We start from the raw sequence: 11,841 nt of genomic DNA on the forward strand, positions 1-11,841 counted from the left end.
GGATACCCACCAGGTGACGACGCCGGGAGAGTGGTCTTCCTATGATGGGCGAATGACACCCGAGGACCGCTTCCCCGGGCCTGAACACCCCGACTCAGGCCCCCGCCACCAGCCGGACCTCGACGTGCTGCCGTACGGCACCTACTACGAACCGGAGCCCGCCACCGGCTACCCCGGCACGCCGTACGAAGCGGAGACCTACAGCGGCTACGGCGGAGCCCGCTACCTGGAGCAGCACTGGCCCGCCGACGGGCAGGACCACACCGTGCACGCCCCGGAGAACGCCCCGGTCTTCCACCAGGACCACCCCGGTTCCCACCAGGACCACCCCGGCTACGAGCCGACCCTGCCCGACCAGCAGTCCCCCGCCCACCAGGCCCCCGCCCACCAGGGCCCCGGCCGCGACGACCCGCCGACCATCGAACTCGGCCCGCCGCTGCCCGACCCCTCCGCGCCCAGCTACCCGTACCCCGCCCCCGGCCCCGGCGAGCCCCCCGGCCCGCTCTACGTCGTCGGCGACGTGCACGGCTACCTGGAGGAACTGCGCGCCGAGCTGCGCCACCAGGGCCTGATCGACGCCGAAGGCCACTGGTCCGCCGGCCGCTCCCGGATCTGGTTCCTCGGCGACTTCACCGACCGCGGCCCCGACGGCATCGGCGTCATCGACCTCGTGATGCAACTCGCCGCCGAAGCCGCCGCCGCCGGCGGCTACTGCCGCGCCCTGATGGGCAATCACGAACTGCTCTTCCTCGGCGCCGCCCGGTACGGCGACGAACCCGTCCAGTCCACCGCCGGCACCGCCTCCTTCCTCGCCGCCTGGCGGCTCAACGGCGGCCAGCAGCACGACCTGGACCGCCTGGAGGGCCACCACATCAGCTGGCTCTCCCGGCTGCCCGCCATCGCGCTGGAGGACGGCCACCTGCTGCTGCACTCCGACACCACCGCGTACCTGGAGTACGGCGAGTCCATCCCCGACGTCAACGACGCCGTCCACAGCCTGCTCGCCGACGAGGGCGTCGACGAGTGGTGGGACTGCTTCCGCCGCTTCACCAAGCGCTTCGCCTTCCGCGGCGACGCCGGCCCGACCGCCGTCCACGAACTCCTCGACACCTACGGCGGCACCCGCATCGTGCACGGGCACAGCCCCATCCCGTACCTCACCGGCGCGGTGCACGCCGACGACGGCCAGCCGCCGCACATCCCCGGCCCCTACGTCTACGCCGACGACCTCGCGGTGGCCATGGACGGCGGCGTCACCATGGAAGGGCGCCTGCTCGTCGCCCGACTCCCCGTCAACTGAGGCCCGCGGACCGGGGCCGGTCGAACGGACGTTCCCGGCGCCCGGGCCACCGCACGCGCGCGGGCCGGGGCGCGAAATTCCGGAAACCGACTGTCAGCACGGCCGCGCCCGCCCCTACCATGAGGCACACCACACCCGGCCGCCCGTCCGGCGGCCCGCCTCCGCGCCCGTTTCGGCGCCCCTGAGGGTCCCGCGGCCCCTGGGGCGGAGCGAACCGGGGTCCGCATGAACGGGGTCCCCATGACCAACCCCCCGCCGCTGCTCGCCGAGGACCGCCCGGAATACGAGCGCCTCCTCGCCGAAGCCCTGCGCGACCGCACCGTCCTCACCGCCCTGCGCGCCCCCGGCGCGCTCACCACCGACCAGCTGCACATCCGCGCCCTGCGCGACGCCGACGCCATCGCCGCCGCGGCCGCCACCGAGTACACGCACTACACCCAGCTGCGCGAGACCCTGCGCACCACACCCCCGCCACCCCCGGGCGCCGAACCCATCGCCCCCGGACTGCTCACCCAGCTGCGCTCCGCCAACGGCGGCGCCGGACTCTTCCCCGTCCTCACCGTGCTCACCCCGGTCCTCGCCTGGACCGCCGCCCTCGTCCTGCTGCTCATCGGCTACCTGCTGCGCGCCACCAACCCCGACCTCACCCTCGCCCGCAGCCTCGTCACCGCCGGCTGGGTCGCCCTCGCCGCCGGAGTCGCCGCCATGGCCATCGGCATCATCGGACTCGTCCTCACCGCCATACGCGACGGCGGCGCCGCCGCCCCGGCCGGCACCGACCCCGAACTCGCCGCCGAACTCGCCGACGCCCGCCGCGAATGGCGCACCGCGCTGCGCGACCGCGGCCTGCTCCCCTACCTACACACCCACCTGCCCGCCGTCCCCGCCGGCGCCCCCGACTTCACCAGCCCGGGGTACACCTCACCCGACTTCTCCAGCCCGGGCCCCGTCCCCACCGCCGACTACACCTCACCCGACTTCACCAGCCCCGGCACCGTCCCCACCCCGGCCCCCGACTTCACCGCCCCCGGCTACACCAGCCCCGCCTTCACCAGCCCCGACGACGTCACCTGAACACCGGACACCGGCGGCCGCCCGCCCAGCAGCCGCTCGCCCAGCGCCCGCTGGCCGCGCGCGAGCCACCCCACCGGCCAGCGCAGCAGCACGTACAGGCAGAGCCCCCAGCCGGCCGCGTGCACCGCCCACACCCCGGCCATGGTCGGGCCGCCCCAGGCCTGGTGGTAGTCCGTGTCCAGGTACCAGACCGGGTACCCGAAGTTCCGCACCGAGTTGAAGAGCGAGTACCCCACCAGCAGGAACGCCGCCGCGTCCAACGGCAACCCGAGCGCCGCCCGCCCCAGCACCCGGCCACCGGTCCAGCCCCGGCCCCCGGACACCCACGCCTGCCACCGCGCGGCCCGACCGGGCCGGCCGGCGAGCACCAGCGCCGCCCCCACCACCCCGGCCGGCAACGCCAGGAAGGCCCGGGCGGCGGTGCTGGTCTGACGGCGGATCGCGGACATCTTCGGGCTCCTCACCCTCGTTCGGCTGTTGGCCTCACCCTCCCGTGACACCGACCGGGCGGTCGTCACACCACGGGGCCGGATCAACCGTCATACCCCGGTACGACGTCCGGTGGTGCGCCGCTGCTCCCCCGCACGGGGGAGCCGGTTCCCCCCGGGTGCAGACCGTCGTCTTCCGGCTCGGCTCACCGGGTTCCGGTGGGCAACAGCCGTCAGGAGGTCAGCAGTTCGGCCGCCGGGGTGTGGTTCCCGGTCGCGGACGCCCCCGCCATCGCCGTGGAGGCCTTCTCCGGGTCGGTACGGGGCGGCACCACCAGGAGGAGGAAGTGGTCCTGGAAGCCGCGGGTGACGCTGATGGTCGCGTGGCTGCTGGTGAGCCAGTTGACCCTGATCAGGAGGCCGTTCACCACGACGGACCGGGGCACGCCGTCCCAGGCCGAGGTGTCCAGGCCCACCCGGATGATGCGCCCCAGGTGGGCACCGAGCGCGGTGACCAAGTCCGGCAGTTCGGCCAGCACCCGGTTCGAACGCGGCCACCAGGCGCCGTCGAAGACCCCGCCCCGCGACATCGTCGGCTCCAGCACCAGACGTGGCAGCAACGGGACACCGGGCACGGACCACGGCCCGGGGGTGGCGGGAACAGGGAGGGGGATCGGCAGCATCAGAAGCCGCCCGTCCGGTCCGCAGGGACCTGTCATGACCTAGGGCGACACCAGCGCCGGTACCGGTATACGGAATGTCCTCGGTTGTCTCCCAACGGTACTCCGCGGCACCCCGTCGCGGACCTGCCCACCTACCGCGGAACGTCGCGAACGCTGCGTTGAACAACGTCGGTCAGCACACCGGCAACGGTGGCGAAGTCGTTGTCGTCGTGCAGCACGATCAGCCCGTGGTGGGCCGCGGTGGCGCAGATCATCAGATCGACGGTGGACAGCGCCCGGACGGCGCCGCCGCTCTGGGCGAGCCGGAACTGGGCGGACTCGATCCAGCCCCACATGTTCTTCGACAGGGGCACGTCGGGGTACAGGTCGGAGAACATCGCGCCCATCTGCTCGTAATGGACGAGATTGCGGGCGGAACGCCGGAATTCGGTGCGCTGGGGAGCGCACGACCCGATCACGCGCAGGTCGATGTCCTCCCCCCACGCGTCGTTCAGGTGCTGCTCGCGAAGCAACCGCCACACGGCAGTGGAGTCCACGAGGTACCGGATCACTCCGCTCCCCGCTTCTCCGCGTCATGGAGCTGCTGCCAGCCCTCGTAGTCCCATTCCTGGGCAGCCTGCATGTGCCGCGCACGCCGAGCAGCACGCTCGTGCCTCTCGGCGTACTCACGGAGGGCCGTGTTCACCACGTCCTTCTTGGTCGCCCCTCCGGAGAAACGCAGAGCCTTCGCCAGGGCGTCATCGTCCAGGTCGATGGTCGTCACGCTCATACATGCCTCCGATATATAAGGCCAACAACACCTTTGAATATAACAGCGGCCGACCCGGACGGGCCGAAAAAGACGGGCGCCGGGAGGTGGACCCGGTTGCGCCACCGAGGCGCGCCGCTCCGGCTAAGGGAGGTCCGCGGCGAAGACCTCGATGTCGCACTTCGCCGCGCCGCTGCGCCTGATCCTCGCGTCACTGGTGATCAGCGGTACGCCGAGGGCCTCCGCCAGGGCGACGTACTGGGCGTCGTAGGCGCTGAGGTTGGCGTGCAGCTTCTTCACCCTGTCCCAGAACGCCAGCGTCTCCCGCTTGGCGATGGGAAGCATCCGGTAGGCGGCGACCGCTCGTTCCACTTCCCGCTCGGTCAGCTTGCCGCCCCGCTGCATGCCGAGGAGGGCCGACTGGATCTCGTAGTCCAGGAGGGTGGGGGCGTAGACGTCCCCCGCCGCGGCCACCCGGCCCCGGACGAGTTCTCCGTCCGGGCCGTGCGCCGTGAGGACCAGGACCAGGGCGGAACAGTCGATGACGATCAACGCCCGGCTCGCCCCTCGTCGATGGCCGCGACGACGTCGGCGGCACTGACACGGGCGGTGGTCTCGCGGTCCAGCCGCGCCATCATCTCCGCCATCGTGGGCCTGGACGCCTCCCTGGCGATCAGGTCCTGCATGAACGCCTGCAGCGACTTGCCGGCCTGGGCGGCGCGGACCTTCAGGGTCTGGATCTGGTCGTCCGGGACGTCCCGGATGGTGAGCGCTGTCATATCTGCATTCTAGCGCCGATGCCTGCACAATGCAGACAGCCAAGCCCGCGCGGTTCGCGCGGCGAGCCCTCCCCCGCACCCGGGGAGGGCTCGCCGTGCGCGGCAGCCTCAGTCGGCCAGGGGGAGGTAGACGCGGTTGCCCTGGGCGGCGAACTCGGCGGACTTCTCCGCCATGCCGGCCAGGGCCTCGGCGTCGAACTCGGTCTCCACGGCGCTGGAACCGTCACCGTGCTCGGCGCGGATCTTCTGACTGATCTTCATCGAGCAGAACTTCGGGCCGCACATCGAGCAGAAGTGGGCCGTCTTGGCGGGTTCGGCGGGGAGGGTCTCGTCGTGGAAGGCGCGGGCGGTCTCCGGGTCGAGGGCCAGGTTGAACTGGTCCTCCCAGCGGAACTCGAAGCGGGCGTCGGAGAGGGCGTCGTCCCAGTCCTGGGCGCCGGGGTGGCCCTTGGCGAGGTCGGCGGCGTGGGCGGCGATCTTGTAGGTGATCACGCCGGTCTTGACGTCGTCGCGGTTGGGCAGGCCCAGGTGCTCCTTGGGCGTGACGTAGCAGAGCATCGCGGTGCCCCACCAGGCGATCATCGCGGCGCCGATGCCCGAGGTGATGTGGTCGTAGCCGGGGGCGACGTCGGTGGTGAGCGGGCCGAGGGTGTAGAACGGCGCCTCGTCGCAGATCTCCTTCTGGAGATCCATGTTCTCCTTGATCTTGTGCATCGGGACGTGGCCCGGGCCCTCGATCATCACCTGGACGTCGCGCTCGCGGGCGATCCGGCCGAGTTCGCCGAGGGTCTGCAGTTCGGCGAACTGCGCCTCGTCGTTGGCGTCCGCGATGGAGCCGGGGCGCAGGCCGTCGCCGAGCGAGAAGGTGACGTCGTAGCGCGCGAGGATGTCGCAGAGCTCCTCGAAGTTGCTGTAGAGGAAGTTCTCCTGGTGGTGCGCCAGGCACCAGGCGGCCATGATCGAGCCGCCGCGCGAGACGATGCCGGTCTTGCGGCGGGCGGTCAGCGGGACGTACCGGAGCAGGACGCCGGCGTGGACGGTCATGTAGTCGACGCCCTGCTCGCACTGCTCGATGACGGTGTCCCGGTACACCTCCCAGCTCAGGTCCTCGGCCTTGCCGTCGACCTTCTCCAGGGCCTGGTAGAGCGGCACGGTGCCGATCGGCACGGGGGAGTTGCGCAGGATCCACTCGCGGGTGGTGTGGATGTTGCGGCCGGTGGAGAGGTCCATGACGGTGTCGGCGCCCCAACGGGTGGCCCAGGTCATCTTCTCCACCTCCTCCTCGATCGAGGAGGTGACGGCGGAGTTGCCGATGTTGGCGTTGATCTTCACCAGGAAGTTGGTGCCGATGATCGCCGGCTCCACCTCGGGGTGGTTCACGTTGACCGGGATGACGGCCCGGCCGCGGGCCACCTCGGCCCGCACGTACTCGGGGGCGAGGCCCTCGCGCAGCGCCACGAACTCCATCTCGGGTGTGACCACGCCCCGCTTGGCGTAGGCGAGTTGGGTGACGGCGGCACCGCCGCGGCCGCGCAGCGGGCGGCGCGGGCGGCCCGGGAAGACGGCGTCCAGGTTGCGCAGGTTCCCGCCGCGCGGCGAGGTGTGCTTGATCCCGTCGTCCTCGGGGCGCGCCTCGCGGCCGTCGTACTCCTCGACGTCGCCGCGCAGGCGGATCCAGGCGTCGCGCAGGGCGGGCAGGCCGCGCCGCACGTCGGGTTCGTAGGCCTGGTCGGTGTACGGGCCGGAGGTGTCGTACAGCGGGACGGTCCTGCCGTTGGTGAGCTGCACCTCGCGGTACGGGACCCGCAGGTCGGGCCGGGACCCTTCGCGGTAGGCCTTGCGCCAGGCCGGGGTGGGGTAGCCGGTACCGGCGCTGGTGACGGAGGCGGTGGCGGCCTCGCCGGTCTCGCTGCCGCCGGCCTCGGTGCCGCTGTTCCCGGTGCTGCGGGCAGGCTGCGGCTGTGCTTCGAACGTGGTCATCTGACCTCAAACTCCCTACGCCGGCATTACCCGGTCAGGTTCCTGCGGTCGACGCAGCCGTCGGTCCGTCCGTCGACGTCCCGGTCAGCGCCCTCTCAGCCCGGTGCTCCGAGCTCCCGCGTCGGCAGGCGGTGTTGCCTGCACATGACGCCCAACACCGTAGCGAGCCGATCGCCGCAGGTCCAGCACGCCTCCGGCCGGCCGGACGCCGCGCCAGGAACGCCGAAGGCCCGGCCCCCCGTCCAGGGGGCCGGGCCTCGGGCGGTTGCTCAGCCCTTGGCGGCCTTCTTCACCAGGACCACCACGGCGGCGGCGATACCGGCGACGACCAGCACCTTGATCATGATGCTCAGCAGGGCGCCGACGACACCGAAGACGAATCCCACGATGTTCCAGAGCAGCACCAGGACCAGCACCGGGATGACGATGTTCCGCACCCAGGAGGGCAGCGACTTCCAGAGCTCAGCCATGACCGTTCCTTCTCTCCCCGTGGGGTCGGCTGCCGTCCGGTGCCGCATCCCGCTTGCTTTCGGTACTTCGATCGTACGGGGACACGAGTGCCGGAACGAGGCCCGATGGCCCGGAGAGAACCCCTAGATCACCCCGACCCGGGGCCCCGGGGAGACCCGGGTACGGGCCTCGGGGACGACCCCCGGAAAGGGCCCCGCACCCCCTGCGACCAGCGGTCAGACCGGCCAGCGCTCGCCGCGCCAGGCGGCGTCCCAGAACATCCACTCGTAGCGAGAGGTGGTCGTGAAGTGCTCGACGACCCGGCGCCGTTCGGCCGGGGAGATCTCCTCGCCGAGGCGGTCGGTGAGCGCCAGCACCCGGCGGACGACGGACTGGAACGCCTCGTCGCCGTAGGTGGCGATCCACTTGGCGTACAGCGGATCGGGGGAGCCCTGGGCGAGCAGCGCCTCGCCGACCCGGGCGTAGATCCAGTAGCAGGGCAGCACCGCGCCGACGGCCTCGGCGAAGGAGCCGCCGTAGACGGTGGCCAGCAGGTAGCTGGTGTAGGCCCGGGTGGTGGGCAGCACCGGTTCGGCGGCGACCTGCTCGGCGCTGCCGCCGAAGGCGGTCAGGAACTCGGCGTGCATGCCCTGTTCGGCGGCCAGCGCGCCGACCGCGTCGTCGGCGAAGGCCCGCACGTCCTCCTCGCCGGGCGCCTTGGCGGCGCAGACGGCGAGCGCGCGGGCGTAGTCGCGCAGGTAGTGCGAGTCCTGGACGACGAAGTGGCGGAAGGCCGCACGCGGCAGGGTGCCGTCGGTGAGGCCGCCGATGAAGGGGTGGGCGAGGATCTCGGCGTACACCGGCTCGATGGCCGCCCAGAGTTCTTCCGTCAGGCTCTTGCTCATGCCCAGGACCCTAGACGGTCGGCCCCGGCCGGCCCGCGGACGGTCAGTCCCCGGCCAGTTCCCGATCGGTCCGCGGACGGTCAGCCCTCGGGCGGGGAGAACACCACCAGGACCCGCAGTTCCTCGGTGACGTGGTGGAAGCGGTGCTCGGTGCCGGCCGGGACGTAGACGACGGTGCCGCGACCGACCGTGGCGGTCTCGGCGCCGACGGTCAGTTCGGCGCGGCCGCTGATCACCTGGTAGATCTCGTCCTGGTCGTGCGCGGTCTGCGGGTCGGTGTCGCCGGGGGAGAGCGCGTAGAGCCCGGCGGACATCCGCGGTTCGCGCAGGAAGCGCAGGTACGCGCCGTCGTTCGCCGCGCGTTCGACGTCCAGTTCGTCCAACCGGAACAGCTTCACCGCTGCTCCCCTCCTTCGTCCATCCACCGTGCGGGCCACGGGCATTCAACACCACGGGCGCCGGACCGGGGGCGCCAAGATGTCCGGCGGGAGCGCCAACATGTCCGAGGAGAGCTTCCCCCGGGACGGCGGGGCCTGCCAGGCTTGGGCGTCATGAAGGGTTTCCTCATCAAGACAGTGATCAACGCGGTGGCCATCTGGGTCGCCGCCTGGATCGTCAACGGTATCCAACTCGCTACCGGCAAGGCCGACCTGGGACACAAGGCCCTGACGGTGGTCGCCGTCGCCGTGGTCTTCGGCCTGGTCAACTTCCTGATCAAGCCGCTGGTCAAGCTGTTCTCGTTCCCGCTGTTCATCCTCACCCTGGGGCTGATCACCTTCGTGATCAACGCCCTGATGCTGTGGCTGACCTCCTGGGCCGCGGGCAAGCTGCACCTGGACTTCAACGTCACGGGCTTCGTGCCGGCACTGCTCGGCTCGCTGATCATCAGCCTGGTCTCGTGGGGGCTGCACCTGGCCCTGGACGACGACTGACCTCGGCCGTGGCCGGGCACCGACTGGCCGAACCCGACCTGGCCGGTCACCGACCGGCCGAACACGAGAGGGGCCCGCGCCCGGGTGGTTCACCCGGCGCGGGCCCCTTCGTCGGTGGCGGCGGTGCGGCCACCGCTCACCCCGCGTTCTCACATCCCCGGAGGATGTCCGCGAGCTGGGCGTCGAGTTCCTGCCCGGTGATCTCCTGGCCCATCGGCACCAGCCGGTCGGTGCGCGCCAGGAAGGCGACCAGCGGCGGCGCCGAGGCCCGCAGCAGGGCGTCCCCCTCGGGGGAGTGCAGCACGATGCAGACCTCGGTGAGCTCCTCGCCGACCGGGTGGATGTGCACGTCGCCCTCGCCGGAGGGCCGGCTGATGCCGTCGAGCAGCAGCTCGCGCGCGAACACCCAGGTGACGGGTTCGTCGCCGGGCAGGTGGAAGGTGAACCGGACGGCGTACGGGTCGTCGGGCTCGTACTCCAGGTCCACCACGATGCGGAAGGAGAGCTCGTGCGAGACCACGAGGTTCATCACCAGGTGTCCCTGGACTGTGCTGTGCTGCATGGCGCCAGTACCTCTCGTGGGGCGTGGGGGGAGCGGCCGGGTGGGCCGTGGGGTGGAGGGCGGCGGGCTTCGGATGCGGGGGGCTTCGGGTGGGGGGCCGGGATCGTCAATTGCTGGGTGAGGGGCAGTTTCTGACGGTTTTGTGCAACCAATCCCTGTTAGATCACCATCGTCCACGTTTGGGGACGTAGTGGACAAGGTGTGCTTTTTCAAATGGTGAACGAACGGGATCCGTTCCGGCCCGAGGAGCGTCAGAGGACGAACGACGGGCCCATCGCGCCCACGCTGCGCCGCAGTTGGCCGGCGACGACGGTCAGCCGGTCGGCCTGTTCGACGGGCAGCGACAGGGCCATGGTGGCGACCATCGGCCCGACGGTGATGGGGACGGCCGCGCAGACGGTGCCGAGCGCGTACTCCTGACGCTCCAGGACGGGCATGGTCGGCCGCAGCGAGGCGAGCCGGCGCAGGACGGCAGCCTCGCCGGTGACGGTGGAGGGGGTGAGCCCGACCGGCGGGTGGCGGGCGAGGTGGTCACGGCGCTCCTCCTCGGACAGTTGGCCGAGCAGGCACTGGCCGATGGCGTGCGCGTGGCCGGTGGCGCGGAGGTCGGCCCAGGGCTGGACGGCGGGGCGGCCGGGGTCGTCGGCGACGTCCACCACGTGGATCTCGCCGTCCCGGTAGAGCGCGAAGTAGACCGGGGCCCCGAGTTCGTCCCGTAACCGCTGCATCCGCGCGCGCAGGTCGTGCCGGTCGGACTGCCGGTCGTCGGCCCGGCCTATGCCGTTGACCGACTCCCCGTAGAAGAACCGGCCGTCGGAGCGCCGGAGGTAGCCCTCGTGGGTGAGGGTGCGCAGCAGGTGGTAGGCGGTGCCGAGCGGCAGTCCGGCGGCGCGGGCCAGTTGCTTGGCGGTGGCGCCCTGCCGGAATCCCCCGACGGCCTCCAGCAGCCGCAGCGCCCGCTGGACGGAGCCGATCAGGGTGGGGCCGCGGCCCTTGCCCGGCGAGGTCGACGGCGAGGTGGACGGCGAGGTGGGCGTCGGCGGGCCGCCGGGCGGCGAGGTGGGCGTCGGCGACCTGGCGACGCGCCCGGTGCGGACCGTCCTGGACGGCTCTGCGATCTGATCCATGGCCACGTCCATCCCCCAGCCCGAGTCAATGCACAGAAAGGGCATCCGGAGCGAAGCCCTCCGATCTGCCCGATAGTGGCTCATTGCAGCACAGGGACGACCTCCCTGCAATCACTCTTACAGCGATCACTCGGCAAAATCCTTCGATTCAAAGGTAAATATCAGAATCGATCGACATTTGGAAGATCAGTTCAAGATTCACCTTCGCTATCCAAGATCTATCCGCAGTTACTCCCCGCCCCCGAACGGACGCACCGGTTCGGGCGGGTTTCGGCCGGACCGTCCCGCGGGAGACTCCCGCACAACGCTCCAGCCCCGGAGGTCGCCATGGGCCCCGACAACCGAACCCCGCCGCCCCGCCCGGTGGTGAAGCGCACCGCGCGGGCGATCCTGCTGGAGCTCGACCCGGACGACCCGTACGGCCCGGCCTCGATCGTGCTGATCCGGCGGGTCCGGCCCGGCTCGCCCCAGCCGTACTGGATCACTCCCGGCGGCGGGGTCGAACGCGGCGACCGCACCGTGGTCGAGGCGCTGCACCGCGAGGTGGACGAGGAACTCGGCGGCAAGATCGTCGACGTGGTGCCCGCCTTCGTCGACACCATCAGCCACACGCACCATGACGACGGCACCCTGCTCCACCCGCACGGGGTCAAGGTGCAGCACTTCTTCGCCTGCCGGCTCGCCTCGATGGACCTCAGCCGGCGGCACGGCCCCGAGGTGGACGAGCCCAACGGCGAGTACCAGGTGGTCCGGCTGCCGTTCACCCGCGAGGGGGTGACCTCCGTCAACGTCGTCCCGCCCCGGCTGCGGGCGTACCTGGCGGCCAACATCGAGGGCGTCCGCGCGCTGCTCGCCCCGGACCTCGGCTGACCG

At 71.5% G+C, this 11,841-nt stretch carries 16 protein-coding genes and 1 riboswitch; of the genes, 4 read left to right on the forward strand and 12 right to left on the reverse strand.

The features are described 5' to 3' along the window. Positions 1–52 precede the first annotated feature (52 nt). Positions 53–1,300 carry a metallophosphoesterase gene (locus AB0R04_RS04475; RefSeq protein WP_363368143.1) on the forward strand — a complete coding sequence of 416 codons (1,248 nt, stop codon included), beginning with the start codon at positions 53–55 and terminating at the stop codon, positions 1,298–1,300. A gap of 240 nt (positions 1,301–1,540) precedes the next feature. Continuing rightward, positions 1,541–2,374 carry a hypothetical protein gene (locus AB0R04_RS04480; protein WP_363368144.1) on the forward strand — a complete coding sequence of 278 codons (834 nt, stop codon included), beginning with the start codon at positions 1,541–1,543 and terminating at the stop codon, positions 2,372–2,374. Here the strand turns inward: AB0R04_RS04480 and AB0R04_RS04485 are convergent. From AB0R04_RS04485 to AB0R04_RS04530, 10 genes are all read right to left on the reverse strand, one after another. Continuing rightward, entirely contained in the window at positions 2,332–2,823 is a 492-nt protein-coding gene (locus AB0R04_RS04485) for a hypothetical protein (protein ID WP_063348417.1), read from the reverse strand. The genes AB0R04_RS04480 and AB0R04_RS04485 overlap by 43 nt on opposite strands. 212 nt (positions 2,824–3,035) lie before the next feature. After that, on the reverse strand, positions 3,036–3,422 hold the full coding sequence (locus tag AB0R04_RS04490) for a DUF5994 family protein (protein ID WP_363368146.1): 387 nt from the start codon (positions 3,420–3,422) through the stop codon (positions 3,036–3,038). Positions 3,423–3,616: 194 nt separating this feature from the next. Then, positions 3,617–4,036, reverse strand: a complete 420-nt coding sequence (locus AB0R04_RS04495; RefSeq protein ID WP_363368148.1) for a PIN domain-containing protein — start codon at positions 4,034–4,036, stop codon at positions 3,617–3,619. Beyond that, positions 4,033–4,254, reverse strand: coding sequence for a type II toxin-antitoxin system VapB family antitoxin (locus AB0R04_RS04500; RefSeq protein WP_363368150.1), 222 nt, complete (start codon positions 4,252–4,254; stop codon positions 4,033–4,035). Before AB0R04_RS04500 ends, AB0R04_RS04495 begins: the two co-directional genes overlap by 4 nt. Before the next feature lie 123 nt (positions 4,255–4,377). Beyond that, a complete protein-coding gene (locus AB0R04_RS04505) occupies positions 4,378–4,785 on the reverse strand; it encodes a type II toxin-antitoxin system VapC family toxin (protein WP_363368152.1) in 408 nt (135 codons plus the stop codon). Then, positions 4,782–5,012, reverse strand: a complete 231-nt coding sequence (locus AB0R04_RS04510; RefSeq protein ID WP_043915407.1) for a hypothetical protein — start codon at positions 5,010–5,012, stop codon at positions 4,782–4,784. Before AB0R04_RS04510 ends, AB0R04_RS04505 begins: the two co-directional genes overlap by 4 nt. 108 nt (positions 5,013–5,120) lie before the next feature. Beyond that, the gene (gene thiC, locus AB0R04_RS04515; protein ID WP_363368154.1) at positions 5,121–6,992 is read right to left on the reverse strand and encodes a phosphomethylpyrimidine synthase ThiC; all 1,872 of its coding nucleotides are present in this window, start codon (positions 6,990–6,992) and stop codon (positions 5,121–5,123) included. Next, a riboswitch (TPP riboswitch) is annotated at positions 6,988–7,122 on the reverse strand. (Overlaps the previous gene by 5 nt.) 139 nt (positions 7,123–7,261) lie before the next feature. Next, entirely contained in the window at positions 7,262–7,462 is a 201-nt protein-coding gene (locus AB0R04_RS04520) for a DUF5326 family protein (protein ID WP_063348421.1), read from the reverse strand. A gap of 216 nt (positions 7,463–7,678) precedes the next feature. Then, positions 7,679–8,347 (reverse strand): thiaminase II, encoded by a 669-nt coding sequence (tenA, locus tag AB0R04_RS04525; protein WP_363368156.1) that lies wholly within the window; start codon positions 8,345–8,347, stop codon positions 7,679–7,681. An 80-nt stretch (positions 8,348–8,427) separates the two neighbouring features. Beyond that, positions 8,428–8,745, reverse strand: coding sequence for a cupin domain-containing protein (locus AB0R04_RS04530; protein WP_063348423.1), 318 nt, complete (start codon positions 8,743–8,745; stop codon positions 8,428–8,430). A 153-nt stretch (positions 8,746–8,898) separates the two neighbouring features. On the opposite strand from AB0R04_RS04530, the gene AB0R04_RS04535 reads away from it, so the two are divergent. Then, a complete protein-coding gene (locus tag AB0R04_RS04535) occupies positions 8,899–9,279 on the forward strand; it encodes a phage holin family protein (protein ID WP_363368158.1) in 381 nt (126 codons plus the stop codon). 136 nt (positions 9,280–9,415) lie between these two features. Here AB0R04_RS04535 and AB0R04_RS04540 read toward each other — a convergent pair whose 3' ends face one another. Together AB0R04_RS04540 and AB0R04_RS04545 are read right to left on the reverse strand one after the other, a co-directional pair. After that, positions 9,416–9,841: an SsgA family sporulation/cell division regulator gene (locus AB0R04_RS04540; protein ID WP_363368160.1), complete on the reverse strand. Its 426-nt coding sequence runs from the start codon at positions 9,839–9,841 to the stop codon at positions 9,416–9,418. 251 nt (positions 9,842–10,092) lie between these two features. Further along, entirely contained in the window at positions 10,093–10,968 is an 876-nt protein-coding gene (locus AB0R04_RS04545; RefSeq protein WP_363368162.1) for a helix-turn-helix domain-containing protein, read from the reverse strand. 327 nt (positions 10,969–11,295) lie between these two features. On the opposite strand from AB0R04_RS04545, the gene AB0R04_RS04550 reads away from it, so the two are divergent. Beyond that, positions 11,296–11,838 carry an NUDIX domain-containing protein gene (locus tag AB0R04_RS04550; protein ID WP_063348425.1) on the forward strand — a complete coding sequence of 181 codons (543 nt, stop codon included), beginning with the start codon at positions 11,296–11,298 and terminating at the stop codon, positions 11,836–11,838. The last annotated feature ends 3 nt before the right edge of the window (positions 11,839–11,841 follow it).

This window comes from Kitasatospora sp. NPDC056731 (assembly GCF_040687675.1).
Lineage (GTDB): Bacteria > Actinomycetota > Actinomycetes > Streptomycetales > Streptomycetaceae > Kitasatospora.